12 protein-coding genes and 2 tRNA genes are annotated in these 16,021 nt (G+C 50.2%); 11 read left to right on the top strand and 3 right to left on the bottom strand.

Annotated elements, in window-relative coordinates; translation table 11 throughout:
- Positions 1 to 18 precede the first annotated feature (18 nt).
- Positions 19 to 1,089 carry a 3-dehydroquinate synthase gene (locus EL262_RS06650; protein ID WP_036853411.1) on the top strand — a complete coding sequence of 357 codons (1,071 nt, stop codon included), beginning with the start codon at positions 19 to 21 and terminating at the stop codon, positions 1,087 to 1,089.
- Here the strand turns inward: EL262_RS06650 and EL262_RS06645 are convergent.
- The gene (locus EL262_RS06645; protein ID WP_126464387.1) at positions 991 to 1,374 is read right to left on the bottom strand and encodes a hypothetical protein; all 384 of its coding nucleotides are present in this window, start codon (positions 1,372 to 1,374) and stop codon (positions 991 to 993) included. The genes EL262_RS06650 and EL262_RS06645 overlap by 99 nt on opposite strands.
- A gap of 365 nt (positions 1,375 to 1,739) precedes the next feature.
- Here EL262_RS06645 and EL262_RS06640 point away from each other — a divergent pair, with 365 nt between their 5' ends.
- The 9 genes from EL262_RS06640 (at position 1,740) to EL262_RS06600 (ending at position 11,467) form a co-directional block, all read left to right on the top strand.
- Positions 1,740 to 2,723, top strand: coding sequence for a polyprenyl synthetase family protein (locus EL262_RS06640; RefSeq protein WP_025837314.1), 984 nt, complete (start codon positions 1,740 to 1,742; stop codon positions 2,721 to 2,723).
- 47 nt (positions 2,724 to 2,770) lie between these two features.
- Positions 2,771 to 3,517 carry a 2,3-diphosphoglycerate-dependent phosphoglycerate mutase gene (gpmA, locus tag EL262_RS06635; protein ID WP_025837316.1) on the top strand — a complete coding sequence of 249 codons (747 nt, stop codon included), beginning with the start codon at positions 2,771 to 2,773 and terminating at the stop codon, positions 3,515 to 3,517.
- 304 nt (positions 3,518 to 3,821) lie between these two features.
- Entirely contained in the window at positions 3,822 to 4,715 is an 894-nt protein-coding gene (locus tag EL262_RS06630; protein ID WP_025837318.1) for an SGNH/GDSL hydrolase family protein, read from the top strand.
- Between the two features lie 22 nt (positions 4,716 to 4,737).
- Positions 4,738 to 6,186, top strand: a complete 1,449-nt coding sequence (locus EL262_RS06625) for an MBOAT family O-acyltransferase (RefSeq protein WP_078735682.1) — start codon at positions 4,738 to 4,740, stop codon at positions 6,184 to 6,186.
- Positions 6,187 to 6,304: 118 nt separating this feature from the next.
- Positions 6,305 to 7,675: a DHHW family protein gene (locus tag EL262_RS06620; RefSeq protein WP_078735683.1), complete on the top strand. Its 1,371-nt coding sequence runs from the start codon at positions 6,305 to 6,307 to the stop codon at positions 7,673 to 7,675.
- Positions 7,676 to 7,841: 166 nt separating this feature from the next.
- Positions 7,842 to 7,915, top strand: a tRNA-Arg gene (locus tag EL262_RS06615).
- Positions 7,916 to 7,988: 73 nt separating this feature from the next.
- Positions 7,989 to 8,062: transfer RNA gene (locus EL262_RS06610), tRNA-Arg, on the top strand.
- 218 nt (positions 8,063 to 8,280) lie between these two features.
- Positions 8,281 to 9,858 (top strand): DNA/RNA non-specific endonuclease, encoded by a 1,578-nt coding sequence (locus EL262_RS06605; protein ID WP_025837321.1) that lies wholly within the window; start codon positions 8,281 to 8,283, stop codon positions 9,856 to 9,858.
- A 55-nt stretch (positions 9,859 to 9,913) separates the two neighbouring features.
- Positions 9,914 to 11,467, top strand: a complete 1,554-nt coding sequence (locus tag EL262_RS06600; RefSeq protein ID WP_025837323.1) for a fimbrillin family protein — start codon at positions 9,914 to 9,916, stop codon at positions 11,465 to 11,467.
- 301 nt (positions 11,468 to 11,768) lie between these two features.
- Here the strand turns inward: EL262_RS06600 and EL262_RS06595 are convergent, their stop codons facing one another.
- Together EL262_RS06595 and EL262_RS06590 are read right to left on the bottom strand one after the other, a co-directional pair.
- On the bottom strand, positions 11,769 to 13,625 hold the full coding sequence (locus EL262_RS06595) for a biotin/lipoyl-binding protein (protein ID WP_025837324.1): 1,857 nt from the start codon (positions 13,623 to 13,625) through the stop codon (positions 11,769 to 11,771).
- A 69-nt stretch (positions 13,626 to 13,694) separates the two neighbouring features.
- Positions 13,695 to 15,017, bottom strand: coding sequence for a PhoH family protein (locus EL262_RS06590; RefSeq protein ID WP_025837326.1), 1,323 nt, complete (start codon positions 15,015 to 15,017; stop codon positions 13,695 to 13,697).
- A gap of 262 nt (positions 15,018 to 15,279) precedes the next feature.
- Between EL262_RS06590 and EL262_RS06585 the strand changes: the two genes are divergently transcribed.
- Positions 15,280 to 15,864 carry a hypothetical protein gene (locus EL262_RS06585; protein ID WP_025837329.1) on the top strand — a complete coding sequence of 195 codons (585 nt, stop codon included), beginning with the start codon at positions 15,280 to 15,282 and terminating at the stop codon, positions 15,862 to 15,864.
- Positions 15,865 to 16,021 lie beyond the last annotated feature (157 nt).

Raw genomic sequence — 16,021 nt, 5'->3', positions numbered from 1 at the left:
GACGATCCCACCACAGCGATGATGCACCAACAAGTACAAGTGGCAGACCTGCCCGGAGTGGCAAGCGCACTGTCGACTCATATCGACGGCCAGGGGTACGAGAGACTGATCATCGTGGTGGACGAAAATACGGAGAGACACTGTCTCCCCTTACTCTCCGACGGGAGCGGTATGCCGACACTGTGGCATACCGCTCCCGTTGTCGTCATCCCCTCAGGAGAGTCAGGTAAGGACATCGGTACGGTCACGATGCTTTGGACCAAGCTCACCGCACTCGGTGTCACTCGTCGTACAGCACTTGTCGCCCTCGGTGGAGGTGCACTCACGGACGTTGTAGGCTTTGTCGCTGCGACCTATAAGAGAGGTATCGGACTCATCAACCTCCCGACGACCCTCCTCGGAGCCATAGATGCCTCGATCGGTGGTAAGACAGGGATAGACCTTGAGGGGGTAAAAAACATCGTTGGTGCGTTTTATCCCGCATCGTTGACCCTGATCTGTCCTGCGTTCTTTGACACCCTTCCGACAGCCGAACTCCTCTCCGGTTATGGAGAAGTCTTAAAGTACGGTCTTCTCTGCGGTGCTCCACTTTACGGACAAAGCTTGAGCCGGAATGCAGGGCAAATTTCTCACGAGATGCTCCTTGCCTGCATCGAGCACAAACAAAAGATCGTTGCCGAAGATCCCCTTGACACAGGCATCCGTATGACCCTCAACCTCGGTCATACCGTCGCCCACGCTCTCGAAGCCCTTATGGTACGCCGATCTCGGCCACAAGTTCCTCACGGTATCGCTGTCACTGTAGGACTCATCACCGATCTCTACCTTTCCGTGCGTCGTCACAACCTCGACCGCAACACCCTCTACTCCTTCAGCAACTACGTTCGGGAGGAGTTTCCCCACGTGCGCTTCACCTGCCATGACTACGATGATCTCATCGACATCATGCGCCACGACAAGAAAAACTCCGGCGATCTCATCACCACCATCCTACTTACCAAGCCCGGTGAACCACTCATCACGAGAGACATCTCTCGCCAAGAGATGGAGGGAGCTCTCGACTTCTACCGTGACTTTGTCGGGGTGTAGAGGCACCGATGCTTCGACAAAAGACAATCCGTTTCGCTTTATCCGAAAAAATCGGCTCAATACAAGGGCTTCGAGCACATCGGTAAGATAAGACCGGGAGACCTCTTCCTGCTCGTGGGTGGTACAGACAGACTCATCGGAATAGATCAGATCAAAGAGCCTCAAGAGACCTACACCATCTCCCGAATGAGTGCCGGATATCATTTCATCGCCAATGGCCTGCTTGTCGGCATGGAGAGTCTCAGAGACTGACACGCCTTTGTCAATCAGGGTATTGAACAGCATCCCCAAAACCGTATATACGGCTTTGGGGATGCAGTTTTGTTCATAGAGAGCCGCTTTTTACCCAAACATGGTCTCCAACCTTACAACATACGCACCAATGTTGCTGAGTCCACAGGAGTCATAAGCCCCTTGAGTTACTACTCAATGTTCATCAAAACAATAGATCAATATCTTTTTTCCGACAAGCAACAGAATGTTTTCTGTCCCGTGCCGGAATACATTCTGTCTCCGAGCAGAATAGGTTGCCTTGACGGACTGCCGAAGTCGGTTCGCCAATTATTCTCGAAGAAGTGGTGCTAAATAGGGGGCTTTTCTGTAAATTTGTAGAGATACACATAAGTGTCCACAGAAAATTAGACCAAACAATGAGTTTTTATTCCTCTCTACCTGACAGTGTTCATCGCTCATTAGAATTGTTTGAGAAAGAATACTATGCTTCTCTCACCAGTGCGAGTGCAGAGATCCGTAATGCCGTAGAGATACTGTCCAAGTCCGCAGGCAAGAGGATGCGTCCGATGATGCTCATCCTGACCGCCGGATGTCTTGGAGAAGTCGATGCCCGGGTCATCAACGGTGCCGTCTTTGTGGAGCTCCTACATGTCGCCACCCTCATCCACGACGATGTCATCGACGAGAGCGGACTACGCCGTGGACATCCTGCGCTACATACGCTCATAGGTAGTCACAAGGCTGTACTCATGGGCGACTATGTCCTCGCCACTGCAATGATGAAGGCGGCAGAGACAAAAAATCACGATGTCATCAACGCCCTCGCCTTGCTCGGTCGTATGCTCATCGAGGGAGAGTTCCTTCAGATGAATGCCGCACGCAAGGGCTTCCCTACCGAAGAGGCTTACTACGATATCATCAATAAGAAGACCGCTTCACTCATGGCAATGAGTGTCTATATAGGAGCTTCGCTTGTCGGACTCAAAGATCCGATCAAGCTCCATGCGCTTTCCGAAGCGACCACGAAGCTCGGTATCGCCTTTCAGATCAAGGACGACATCTTCGACTACATATCGGATGAGACCATCGGCAAGCCGATCGGTAATGACCTCCGTGAGCACAAGGTCACCCTTCCGCTCATCCATGCTCTTACTAAGGACGGAGACATCGCCGACCGTCAGGAGATGATCGACATCCTCGATCACGAAGAGCTCTCGTCCTCTCAGATCCGTACCCTCATCGACTACGTGATACGTGAGGGTGGTGTTGCTTATGCCGAGACCAAGATACAGTCGCTCATCGATGAGAGCAAGGCTCTCTTCGACACGCATTTACCCGACTGTGAGTACAAGTCTGCACTCATGTCTCTCTGCGACTATGTCGGCAGTAGGGAGAAATAATCACCTAAGACAACAATCAAGAACAACATAAATACAGTAGAATAAGGATGAAAAGATTAGTACTTATCCGTCACGGCGAGAGCCAGTGGAACAAAGAGAACAGATTTACCGGTTGGACAGATGTGGATCTTACCGAGAAGGGTGTCGAAGAGGCGATCAAGGCAGGTCGTCAGCTCAAGGCTGAAGGCTTCCACTTCACACTCGCCTTCACGTCATATCTCAAGAGGGCTGTCAAGACCCTCAATAATGTACTCGATCAGATGGATCTCGACTGGATCCCCGTGCAGAAGTCTTGGCGTCTCAACGAGAAGCACTACGGTATGCTCCAAGGCCTCAATAAGGCTGAGACCACCGAAAAGTACGGCGAAGATCAGGTGCTCATTTGGAGACGTAGCTACGATGTCGCTCCTGCTCCACTCGACAAGGCAGATGAGCGTTCGCCATTCCAAGAGAGCCGTTATGCCGGTGTAGATCCCAAGGATCTCCCTCTCACAGAGAGTCTCAAGGATACAGTGGATCGCATCCTCCCTTACTGGGAGAGTGACATCAAGGCTTCGCTCAAGGAGCATGATGATGTCATCGTCGCAGCTCACGGTAACAGTTTGCGTGGTATCATCAAGGTCCTCAAAGGTATCTCGGACGAAGGTATCATCAGTCTCAATCTCCCTACTGCGATACCTTATGTCTTCGAGTTTGACGACAACATGAACCTTGTCAAGGACTACTTCATCGGCGATCCCGAAGAGATCAAGAAGCTCATGGATGCGGTGGCCAACCAAGGCAAAAAGAAGTAATCCGCCCACAGACAAGAGTCAATACAAGATGAGGGTGTGTCAAAATCTAAGTTTTGACACACCCTCATCCTTTTTTTGAGCGGTTGCACACCTTTTGGTATCGACATTTGTGCAAAAAGATGGTGTGGCAGAATTCATTTGTGACGGTTCTTGGGGCTTTTTTACCCAAAGAAGTGGCTGCGCTGAGGTAGAGCGTTTGACGGAATGTGAAAAAACATTATTTTTGTGGGTGTACGCCCCTTATGGGCAGAGAGTGGTCTCTCGATGAGAGAGGCGGAGATTTATTACATTAGTCTGTACGCGTATGGATACATACAGTCTTCTCACTTGTCGTGCCTCCGGGGGGAGCGAGTGCCGACTCAAGTGTCTCTACTCCTTTTGTGTTTTCATCGCTCTCCTGATGACCTTCCGACCCTTTGCCTCGATGGCACAGGTGGCGGTCTGTTCGCCTCATGTCGAGCCCTTGCATATCGTCCTCCTGGGGGACTCCAACACAGCTCTCGGGGGCGATCATTGTGACCTGCCGAAGGGGTGGAGCAGGTGGTTTGTCGAACGCGTGAGACCGACCTCTTGCCGAAGTTATGCCCGTAGTGGAGCGACTTGGACGAACACTCCGAAGACCAAGGTCAATACGACCGAAAACATAGGACGGATAGGGGATGACAATGTCATCTTCAACCAGATCCACCGCCTGATCAAAGCATACGAAGGCCAACTTCAGCCCTATCCCGATGTGGTGATCGTCGCCGCGGGGACGAACGATGTTTGGTTCGGGAAGTATCGTCCCGATGCTTTCGGACGGAGTGTCGAGGAGGCATTCGTGCCCGATGATGGAGCCATGACGGAGCGTCGAGCATCGGAGGTCGTGTCGCTGACGGAGTCGGTACGGTATGGTTGTCTTCTGCTTCGGAAGCATTTCCCCAAGGCTCTGCTCATCGTGCTGACACCTCTCCAGACGACGGCCGTAGAGGGGGATGGTATCGAGCGTGCAGGAGATCTCATCGAAGGGGTTGCCCTCCGTATGGGGATGCCGGTCGTCCGACAAGATAAGGTCTGTGTCGTGTCGAGCAAGGCAGAGGCAAAGAAGCGTCTCTATACTTACGATGGCACACATACGAGTCCCCTCGGTGCTCGTAAAAACGGCGAGATCTTGGCTGATCTCATCCGCCCGATGATAGACAAGCACTTGGGGCGTTGATCCACACTATAAAAGTATTGCTATGGTATTCTCGGATCTTTTCTTCCTCTTTGTCTTCATCCCTCTCTTCGGATTGCTTTATCTCCTTGCAGGTCGTGTCGACAGATTGAGGGTCAGGGAAGGAGCTACTGCACGTATCAACGGCTTCAAAAATGCCGTCATCGTCCTCTTTTCACTCTTCTTCTATGCTTGGGGCGAACCTGTATATGTCTTTGTGATGCTCCTCAGCGTCTTCGTCAACTTCCTCTGCGGACTTGCGATCGAGCGTTATGAGAAAGGACAGAAGACAGCCCTCATCCTCGGGCTTATCTACAACCTGGGAGCACTGGGCCTCTTCAAGTACGCCGGCTTCTTCGCCGATATCCTGAGAGATTTTGGTCTCGATGTCTCGCCTCCACCATTTACCCTGCCGATAGGGATCAGCTTCTACACGTTTCAGTCGATCTCTTATCTCGTCGATGTGTACCGTAAAGTGTCTCCTGCGCAGCGTAAGTATAGGGATCTTCTCTTATATATATCCATGTTCCCTCAACTCGTCGCCGGGCCTATCGTCAGGTATGGTACCGTGGCGGAGGAGATCACCGAGCGGAAGGTGTCGTCGAAAGACTTTGCCGAGGGAGTGTATCGCTTCTTCATCGGCTTGGGTAAAAAGGTCATCATCGCCAATCAGTTGGCTCTCATCAGTGATCGCTTCCTCGCCGGAGATATGGAGGGGCTGTCCACGGCCGGAGCATGGGTAGGGCTGTTGGCGTTCTCGTTACAGATCTACTTCGACTTCTCCGGCTATTCCGACATGGCTATCGGTATAGGGCGATGTCTGGGCTTTCACTTCCTTGAAAACTTCGATCATCCCTACTGTTGTCGCTCGATCACGGACTTTTGGAGGCGTTGGCACATATCGCTCGGGACATTCTTCCGAGACTATCTGTATATCCCCATGGGCGGAGGACGGAAGCATCAGATCTTCAACCTCTTCGTGGTGTGGTTCCTCACAGGGATGTGGCACGGTGCGAGCTGGAATTTCATCCTTTGGGGGCTTTACTTCGGCTTCTTTGTCACCGTCGAGAAGTTTACTCTCCTTCGCATCGAGCACAGAGCACTCCGTCCTTTTATGCACGTGTACAGCCTCATTGTCATCGTGCTGGGTTGGGGGCTGTTTTACTATGTCGATCCGGCGCAGCTGCAGACCTTTATCTCTATCCTCTTTGGAAAGTCGACGATCTCCGGTGACCTCAATGCCACCAATGCCTTGGTGGATAACTTCTGGCTTTGGGTCGTAGCCATCCTACTCTGTCTCCCCATGCGGCGTTGGATCGAGGTGGGTGCCGTCAAGATCCTTGGAGAGCAGTCGGAAGTCCTTGCAGTAGGGCAGCTTGCCCTGCGTACGCTCCTTGTCCTTGGGGTATTGACTCTGTCGGTGGCACTCCTTGTCGGTGCTACAAATAATCCGTTCTTATACACCCGATTCTGATGAATGTCCCAAGAGATCCACATCTGTATGTCCCGAGCATGGTTGCCTTGTCAATGTGTACGCTTGGCTCGGCTCTAAAAGGCATACATACGTTGATAATAAATATCTCCCATCTCCGATGAAATACGCCAAACCTTTTCTTTTTGTTGTCCTGTCTGTGTTTTTGGCCTTGACGATCCTCTTCAACTTCTTTCCCCGAAGTCGTTTCTCGGAGCTGGAGAAGAGGGAGCTCGCTACTTTCCCGATATTTGACTTTGACAAGCTCCGCACGGGACAGTATACCAAGGAGGTGTCTACATGGTTCAGCGATAGTGAGCCGTACAGAGATCGATTTATGACCCTTAGTTTGCTCTTCAAAGACAAACTCGGGTTGCCCAAGAGTGAGACCGGGGTCAAGCTCCATGGTGTGACTGCCCGACCGATAGAAGATCTCGCCGAGGTGCATCCCGAACAGGAGACAGACGTCGAAGAAGTCGCTCCAAAGACTGACCCCTCTCTCCCCGAACCTCCGAAAGACGTCCCTCAAGAGACCTCCGAAGATACGAATGTGGAAGACATCGCCAAGCTCTCGAACAATGGGATCATAGTCTTTGGCAAGGGGGAGAATGTACGTGCAATCATGGCTTTTGGCGGAGGGCGAAATGTGGGATCGGTCTATGCTAAGGTGGCGAACACTTATCAGAGTACTTTTGGAGATGGTGTCCGGGTCTACTGCATGGTCATCCCTACTGCTGCTGCGTTCTATTGCCCCGATCGGGCAAAGAAATATACCGCACTTCAACGCCCCGTCATCGACTATATCCACTCGAAACTCTCACCTGAGGTGACGGTCGTGGATGTCCACGCTTCGCTTTTGGCTCATACCGAAGAGGATATCTATCTCCGCACCGATCATCACTGGGCTCCGCTCGGAGCGTACTATGCTGCGCGACAGTTGGCCGAAGTGGCGGGTGTGCCTCTGCCTGTGCTGGAGACTTTCGAACGTAAGGTGGTCAAAGGCTTTGTGGGTACGATGTATGCCTTCTCGCAGGATATTTCTGTCAAGAAGGCTTCTGAGGACTTTGTCTATCATGTCCCTCTCGGGATCACTTATGAGACGACTTATGTCCAATACCTGTTGGATGAGAATTTCAAAGTCATCGGGGAAGAAGCACCACGTAAGGGAAAGTTCTTCCACCACTATAAGGACGGCAGCAGCGGAGCGTACTCCACCTTCATGGGGGGCGACAGCAAGATCACCAAAGTCAAGACCTCCACCGACAATGCACGTCGCCTTATGATCCTCAAGGATAGTTTCGGCAATGCCCTGCCGGGATACCTCTTCGGCTCGTTTGAGGAAGTGCATGTCATAGATGTCCGTTATTTTACCCGTAACATGATCAAGTATGTCGAGGAGAATGCCATCACGGACATCCTCTTTGCCAATAATATCTTCAATTGTGTCAATAGTCGCCTCTGCAATCGCTATTTGACTTTCCTCAAACAGTAGAAATAATAAATAAACAACACTTTTCTTCTGCGTATTGTGTTGGTTTATAGTTGTATGTGTATTTCAGCCTCTGTGCGTAGAGGTTGAAAAGTTTGTCTCTATTGTGAATTGGTAAAAAAGTTGTATCTTTGCAGACAGAATAAGCAGTATCATCTGCTTGGGTGTCGGCCGCGTAGCTCAACTGAATAGAGCATTTGACTACGGATCAAAAGGTTACAGGTTTGAATCCTGTCGCGGTCACTTTAGTATTTATTTTATATGCACTTTCATGTGGCATTATCGCTTATCTGTATAGTGAAGTGCGAAATGTGATGGCTACGTAGCTCAACTGAATAGAGCATCTGACTACGGATCAGAAGGTTACAGGTTTGAATCCTGTCGTGGTCACTCCTTATCGAAATGTGAATCCCAAGTTTTTTGGGGTTCACATTTTTCTTTTTTTTTGACACAACTGTGTTAAGATCCTAATTTTGTGTTGAATAATTGAAAAGTTTTATTTAAGTTTGCGAGCAGAATACAAGATCAATCTAACGCATATCTTCAATCATTATTTGACAATATCCCTCTGATGGGCAAATAGATACAAGATGAGAAACTCTTTCTTCATGTGTAAGCAACCAACGCTCGCACTCCTTTTCCTGACGATGCTCTTGTCGAGCTGTCAGAAGTGGTCTCACGAAGAGGTTGCACCCCTCCCCACGTACATTTCTTTTGGTTCTTCTGTCGAAGGTGACGAGCTCTTGAGAGCTTCGGGCACGGCTTTTGATATCGATGATCGTATCGGGATCTTCGGCTACGAGGCCGGGACAGAGACGGCATTTGACCCTCTCGTGAATACAGAATTTGTGACAAGTGGAAATGGACTTTTTGCTCCTGTGGGGCGTCGCATCCTTTATCCCGAACAAGATAAGAGGTATGACTTCTTGGCCTATTATCCTTATAGAGAGTTTTCGGGAGGTGCTTCTATTCCGCTCGATCTGAGCAAACAAGAAGACTTCATGTACAGCGACAACCTTAAAAATGTCGCAAAGGGGACTTATAGCGAGAACGAGCTTGTCTTCAAACGCAGGATGGCAAAAGTCATCCTCAATCTTTCGGCCGTCAATGAGGGGACGAGCATCTCCTCCGCTTCCGTGGTGTTCAAGGAGGTGGTCTCCCGTGCAAACTTTGATCTCAAGACCGGTGCCCTCTCTCTCGGTTCCGAAACGGCAGACATCGAAGCTCGCACTTCGCCTGTGGAGCGTGGTGTCGAGGCTTCTGTCATCCTCTTTCCGGCTCCGGCCAAGAGCACAAAAGTAGAGATCCGTGTCGGGGGCAAGTCATACGATTGGGTCTTGGATAAGGAGTTGAAGGCGGGATTTAACTATCGATTTAACATCAAGGTCGATGGTGTCGATGTCATAGTCACCCAGCGTAGCGAGTATGAAGAAGTGCCCGTCTACACCAAGGGTGGCGCAGCACCCAACAGCATCAAGGTACTACACTTCATGAATGCCAAATGGCTTTTGCGTAGCACAAACTTTGGGCCTCGCAACTTCATGGTCTTGTACGATAAGAAAAATAAACTTCCATACTGGATCGCTCACCCCTTGCATCCAAGTTATATGGATAAGACCATTAAACGCACTGATAAGTGGCAGTATGATCCTGCGATAGCCAGAGAACTTCAGCCGAACCTCAAAAATGCGTTTAATCATACACCTCGTGGGACCATCGCAAGAGGACACTTGTTTCCCAGCGGTGATAGGACTCATGACCGACTGGCAAATGAGATGACGTTCTACTACACCAATATGGCTGCTCAGTACAGTAACTTCAACTCCGGTCAATGGAATAGCCTTGAAGGTGCTGTGCGGAAGTGGGCGCAAGAGTATGGAGATACCGTATATATCGTGACAGGGGTCATCCTCCAACAACCGATCAAGGAAACAACAACAGACAAGGATGGTAATGTCTTCCCTGTCCCTGACTATTACTACAAGGCCATCATGAAGAAGCCTCGAGGTAAAGCTCCTAAGTGTCTTGCGTTCAAGATGCCCAACAGCCCTGCAAATACCCAAAAGTATGAGCAGTCGGTTATCTCTGTGGAGGAGCTGGAGCGCATCACCGGATTTACGTATTTCCCTTCTGTCACTGATCCTGCTGCCAAGAGGATCAAGTCAATACAAGAATGGAAGAAATAAAACTCTTTAGACGAACGATAATAAACTAATTACTAATCAATAAAATCAAAGAACTATGAACAGACTTAAAACTCTTGCTTGGCTTCTTGTCGGGAGTATGGCTTTTGCCTCTTGTGACAAGGCTGATAACAGCATCACAGAACCCCGAGCGAAAGTCGAATTTACCTCTATCGTCAATAACCTTCGTGTCGAGAACGACAGCTGGACTACCGGTGATGAGGTCGGAGTGTTTGTGCTCAATGCCGGTCAGAAAAACATCCCTGCAGGGATTTATGACGGGAAGGCAAACGTGAAGTATAGTGCAGAATCTAATGGCGTATTTACCGAAACAGGGACTTCAATCATCTTCCCAAAAGATGGTTCGGCTCTCGACTTTATCGCTTATGCTCCATATAAAACCGATATCGAAAATGGCATCTACAATATCAATGTTGTAGATCAATCTGATCTGTCAAAGTTGGACTTTGTTTATAGCAACAACGCAACAAACAAAAACAAGACAACGCCAAGAGTAAATCTTGTCTTTGACCACAAACTTGCCATTTTTGAAATGGTGCTTCAGGTCATCCCCGGTGCTAACATCTCATTGGATGAAGCCAAGGCGGTATTTGAGTCCATCTTGACGACTGCGACATTCAACCTCGCAACAGGAGAACTCACTCCGGGAACAGAGTCTGCGCCAATGAACTTGGTGGTAAAGAAGATTTCCGACTCAAAGGCTGTCATCTCTATGATACTAATCCCCGGCACAAGCCTTGAAGAGGCAACCATGAAGGTGACTCTCGGTGGCAAGGAATACACTTGGAAGCCTGAGACAAAACTCATCGAAGCAGGTAAGAAGTATGTCGTAACCACTTCGGTCGGTAGTGTCGAAGGAGAGATCAAGACGATCTTCGGATCCAGCATCACTGACTGGAATGTAGAAAATATCGAGGGTGGTACGCTTACTCCAAAAGATCCGGGCAATAATGACTCCGGCTCTACTCCCGGCGCACCCGACAATGGTGGTGGCTCAGGTGATCAAGGCAATGGCAATGATCAATCTGGTAATGGTGGCTCTGATAACCCTGGCACCCCAAGCCCAACACCGGGTCAAGCCGAACTTTTATTTGCCGGTGCGGACTTTGAAGATGAAGCTGCGTTCAAGGCTCTTCTCTTGCCAAAATTCCCACTTCCTGCATACGCTACTTTTGCAGATGGTGGTCGAACCGGCAAGGCTCTTCACATCCAAACTAAATCCTCAACCGTAACCAAACCAGCGTTTATCTTCAATATCCAAGGAAAGAATAAAAATCTTGCAGGGAAGAAGAAGATAACATTCTACATCAAGGGAACTGCAGGAGAGTCTCTTTCTGTGTTGGTTTATCAAAAGGGAGGTGAGAAATCAAAGATATTTAATCTCGAGGATGTAACTGCCGACAAAACTATATCTCCAGCAAAGCAACATAGATATGGTGGCACAATCGACACTGGGGGCAATTGGGTAAAGATAGAACTTAATATCGCTGAGTTTGCTGGAGAGATTGCACAGACAGGTAACTTCTTTGCTGTAAAGATAGGTAAAAAAGTAGCCTATAATCTCTTTATCGACGACATCACTGTCGAATAAGATGTAAAGACAACCATGCAAAGGGGCTGTGTCGAGACTTATCTTCGGCGCAGCCCTTTCTCCATACTCCTCCTGCTATGGAAGTCAATTTAAAACTAGAAGAATATTTTTCGGAGTGCCTACAGAGTTATAAGTATAAACGAGAACGGACTCTTCTCATATTACATCAGGCTTCCGATATGCAGGGGTTGAATGGAATATTTACCCTGTTCTAATCCTCATCGTGTAGCAAAAAGATGCGGTGCCGTAGCTTGATGATGGGCCATGGCACCGCTCTTTGTTGGTTTATATCGTCAGATGTTTACTTCTTCTGTGCACGTGGTTTGGATACATAGGGGGCATCCTCCACGCGTACGATCTTTGTCTTTGTTTCTTCGGCTTCGGGGACGAAGTCTTCGACCTCATCAAGGTAAGCGATGACATCGCCCTTGCGAACTGTTCCGCCCTGTGGCACGACCACCTCACGGATGCGACCGGAGATAAATGTGTGTACATCTTCGGGATAAGACATCGGAGTCATCACGAAGCACATCTTACTTCCGGCTCTGAATGATGTGCCTTCCATAGGCATAGCCGATCGGTCATCCATGTCGACATCCCAGAAGACCTGTCCCGATGCAGGAGCGGTGACAGCGACATACTTCGCTCTTTTGACAGCTTTGATGTCCTCGGGGCTGAGTCCTTGTTCTGCCATCTTGGCATCCTTGAGCTTGTTGAGATCGTTGTAGAAGCGTTCTTTCGCCACTCCACTCTTGTAGTCTCTGTATTGACGGTCGTGCATGGCGAGTTCGAAGAGCTCTTCGTCATCCTGCCCGAAGTCCCATCCCTCTCTCTTCATCTCGTCTCTGTATTCGTCGAGCTTGTCCGGGAAGTTGGTTTGTGGATCCACATCGGTGAACTCGTAACCCTTCTCCTTTGCGAGCTCGATGATCTCAGGCGCAAGAGGACCGGGCAAGCGTCCGGCCTTGCCGAGGATCATGTCCCAAGTGTTTGGGTCGATCGCTTGCCAACGACCTTCACCACGCTCCATGTTGTAGACATTCATGAGGGCAACATTCTTGACATATTGGCTGAATGGGGTCACGAGGGGTGGATAGCCGAGCTTAGGCCATACATACTCGACTTCTTGGAAGAGTTTGACCAAGAGGTCGTCGATGGACAACTCCGGTGTGCCGTTGTTGCGGTGGTGCATGTTGATACCTGCGTGGACCCCTTTGAGGTCTGCCATCATGGAGCCCATCATACCTCCCGGCAGACCACAACCCACGAGTAGAGAAGACATCTTGAGATTGTTGTCATCCATGAAGTAACCGAGGAAGTCGTCGATGAACTCTTGCGTGAGGGCACGAGCCTTCATGTAAGCGTTCATGTTGATCTCGGGGACATCGAAGCCGGCATCCTTGAGCATCGCTTGTATGGTGATCACATCCGGATGGATCTTCCCCCAAGCGAGGGGCTCGATAGCGACGTCGACGATGTCGGCACCGTTGCGACAGACTTCGAGCATCGAAGCCACAGAGAATCCCGGTCCTGTGTGTCCGTGGTACTCGATGATGACATCGGGATACTTGTCCTTGATCGCCTTGACGATCTTACCCAATGTGGCCGGACGACCGATGCCGGCCATATCCTTGAGACAGATCTCGGGTGCTCCCGCCTCGATGAGTTGGGACGCTATATTGAAGTAGTACTCCACCGTATGGATCGGAGAGTGGGTGATACAGAGCGTGGCCTGAGGGATCATACCCGCTTCCTTCGCATATTTGATCGAAGGGATGATGTTGCGCACGTCGTTGAGACCGCAGAAGATACGGGTGATGTCGACACCCTGAGCCTTCTTGACCTTGTACATGAGACGGCGGACATCGGCAGGCACGGGATACATACGCAGACCATTGAGACCACGGTCGAGCATGTGCGTCTGTATACCTGCATCCTTGAGAGGTTTGGTGAAGGTGCGTACTGCCTTATTGGGATTTTCGCCGTAGAGGAGGTTGACTTGTTCGAATGCACCACCGTTGGTCTCCACTCTGGAGAAGCACCCCATCTCGACGATGAGCGGTGCGATACGAGCGAGCTGATCAGCGCGAGGCTGGTACTTACCTGAGGATTGGAACATGTCTCTATAGATGAGACTGAACTTGATAGACTTTTTCATACCAAAAATCAAGTGTAAAAAGATTATATATCAGACACTACCACGTATTTCCCTGAACGCAGTGAGGTGTCACAGTTTTTTTGCCGCTATGTCGCTAAGGCGCGAACGCTCGCCCTGGACAAGGTTGACATGAGCGAAGAAGTCTTCTCCTCTCATGCGTTCGATCATATATGCCAAGCCGTTGCTCCGTGCATCGAGGTAGGGTGAGTCGATCTGATGGACGTCACCCGTGAAGATCATCTTGGCATTTTCGCCGGCACGTGTGATGATCGTCTTGATCTCCTGAGGCGTGAGATTTTGCGACTCATCGACGATACAGACCACGTTCGCAAGGCTTCGACCACGGATGTAAGCGAGGGCTTCGATGACGAGCTTTTCGTCCGTCAGGAGAGCGTCGATCTCACGGACACGCATAGGGTTGCCGAGTTGGGCCTTGATGACATTGAGATTGTCGAAGAGGGGTTGCATATAAGGCTGCACCTTCTGCTTGTAGTCGCCGGGCAGGAAGCCTATATCTTTGTTGGCCAACGACACGATCGGACGAGCCAGATAGATGTGCTGATAGTCATCCACCATCGAGAGTGCGGCAGCAAGAGCCAAGAGGGTCTTGCCCGTACCTGCCGTCCCTGTGAGTGCGATGAGCGAAATGTCGGGATCGGTGAGTACATCGAACGCAAAAGCCTGCTCAGCATTACGAGGTGTGATGCCCGAGAGGGTCTTCTTCTCCACGGCACGCACCCTTTCCTTTTGGGGATCTATGCGCGCAAGTACGGAGCTCTGTCCGCTGTCGAGGATGAAGGTCTGGTTGGGGATAGGGTCGAATGGCAAAGAGATACGAGACAGCTCGATCCCCTCACCTTTGGCCTTATATATCTCGTCAATGATATCTGTGGGGATCCCCTCGACCTCTCTGAATTCGCCCGTGATGATGCTCGTGTCGACCACCTTGTCCGATGTGTAGTCTTCGGCACGGAGACCCAAGGCGAGTGCCTTGATACGGAGGTTGACGTCCTTGGTGACAAGGATTGTGGGGATCGAATGATCTCTGTCCGCAAGGGTGAGAGCAGCAGAGAGGATGCGATGGTCTGCGGTGTCGCCGGCAAAAGCCGCCTTCACTCGCTTATCGAACAGTCCGTTTGTCAAGATCGACAGACGGCCACCATCCTCATTGATCACCACTCCATCGGTAAGGAGTTTGCCCGAAGCCTTTTCGTCCAATAGTCGTGCAAAAGCCCTGGCATTGAAGTGTATCTCTTCCGACCCTTTTTTGAACCTATCCAGCTCCTCCAATACCGTTATCGGCACAAAGAGGTCATTATCCTGAAATTTCTGGATACATCTGTACTCGTGTAGTATGACATTTGTGTCAAGGACGTAGTTCTTCTTAGCCATGGCAACACTATATTCGTTTGTGGATAAGCCCGATGGCACGATCTTCTTCTCTTTGGAAGTTCAAAGTGCTCAGACACAAAGATAAAATTTTACTTTGAATTTCGATTCTTTTCTTCATTTATTTTACTCCCTCCTCCCACGTGTCGTGGCCGGTATGCGATTTGTCGCACCCGGTCGCGACTCTTTCGGGGTTTCTTCAGGGTCGCGAAGTCTATTGGACAAAATGGCGTATATTGCGGGACAAAGACAAAATCTACCAAACATGAAGTACCTGCTCATATTCAGCCAAAACGGACAAGAGACACCACTCGTGCTCTTCGACAACATGGAAGCCGCACGGGCGTTCGTCCGACAGATCCCCGGCTACCGGATGACCGAGGAGGAGGGCGAAGACTACAGCTTCACCTATGAGACATTCAGTCCCGATGCTCTCCCCGACCATATCGAGATCGAACAAAACGGCAACCGTGTGCCGGTGAGCCGATTTATGTTTCGTGACAAAGAGGATGTCGAGATCCTATGGCGAGAATTGCCTGATATGTCCGAGCCCGACCAAGGGCTCGTCGATGGTCAGACCCTTGTCGATGCTTATGTCATCCCAAACGAAGAGGTCGAGCGGTACATCTCTCGTAGAGAAGAGGTCTTCCTCAGAGTCTCGGCCCTCCTTAAGGGCAGAGGGTGCGATGTCGATCGGAGTTTTCGAGGCTCGGAAGATGGCGAAGCCGTCATCTACCGTCGCTCGGACGAAGAGGACTGGCACTTCCTCACCCACATGGATCCATGCTTCGTGGACGAAGCCCCCGAGGACGAGCACGAGTTTGAGGCATGGGTGGATGACCTCTTCTGATCGTCCGGACTCCCTCTCGTCCCCCTTCTTCTTTCCGAGGGTAACGAAGGTCAAAGGATGGTACAAATCAAGTCTAACGACCTTCGAGATCAAGTCTAACGACTTTCATCATCAAGTTTAACGACTTTTTTTCGGGACGTGAGGAGGAGTGTCAGGT

The sequence above is a fragment of the Porphyromonas cangingivalis genome, assembly GCF_900638305.1.
GTDB classification, from domain to species: Bacteria; Bacteroidota; Bacteroidia; order Bacteroidales; family Porphyromonadaceae; genus Porphyromonas_A; species Porphyromonas_A cangingivalis.
Note: the sequence above shows the minus strand (reverse complement) of the source record. Positions and strands in the feature narration are given on the sequence as shown.

Coding starts and splice junctions, on each gene's coding strand:
- EL262_RS06650 (WP_036853411.1), top strand. CDS start 19: ATGATGCACCAACAAGTACAAGTGGCAGACCTGCCCGGAGTGGCAAGC.
- EL262_RS06645 (WP_126464387.1), bottom strand. CDS start 1,374: ATGCTGTTCAATACCCTGATTGACAAAGGCGTGTCAGTCTCTGAGACT.
- EL262_RS06640 (WP_025837314.1), top strand. CDS start 1,740: ATGAGTTTTTATTCCTCTCTACCTGACAGTGTTCATCGCTCATTAGAA.
- gpmA (WP_025837316.1), top strand. CDS start 2,771: ATGAAAAGATTAGTACTTATCCGTCACGGCGAGAGCCAGTGGAACAAA.
- EL262_RS06630 (WP_025837318.1), top strand. CDS start 3,822: ATGGATACATACAGTCTTCTCACTTGTCGTGCCTCCGGGGGGAGCGAG.
- EL262_RS06625 (WP_078735682.1), top strand. CDS start 4,738: ATGGTATTCTCGGATCTTTTCTTCCTCTTTGTCTTCATCCCTCTCTTC.
- EL262_RS06620 (WP_078735683.1), top strand. CDS start 6,305: ATGAAATACGCCAAACCTTTTCTTTTTGTTGTCCTGTCTGTGTTTTTG.
- EL262_RS06605 (WP_025837321.1), top strand. CDS start 8,281: ATGTGTAAGCAACCAACGCTCGCACTCCTTTTCCTGACGATGCTCTTG.
- EL262_RS06600 (WP_025837323.1), top strand. CDS start 9,914: ATGAACAGACTTAAAACTCTTGCTTGGCTTCTTGTCGGGAGTATGGCT.
- EL262_RS06595 (WP_025837324.1), bottom strand. CDS start 13,625: ATGAAAAAGTCTATCAAGTTCAGTCTCATCTATAGAGACATGTTCCAA.
- EL262_RS06590 (WP_025837326.1), bottom strand. CDS start 15,017: ATGGCTAAGAAGAACTACGTCCTTGACACAAATGTCATACTACACGAG.
- EL262_RS06585 (WP_025837329.1), top strand. CDS start 15,280: ATGAAGTACCTGCTCATATTCAGCCAAAACGGACAAGAGACACCACTC.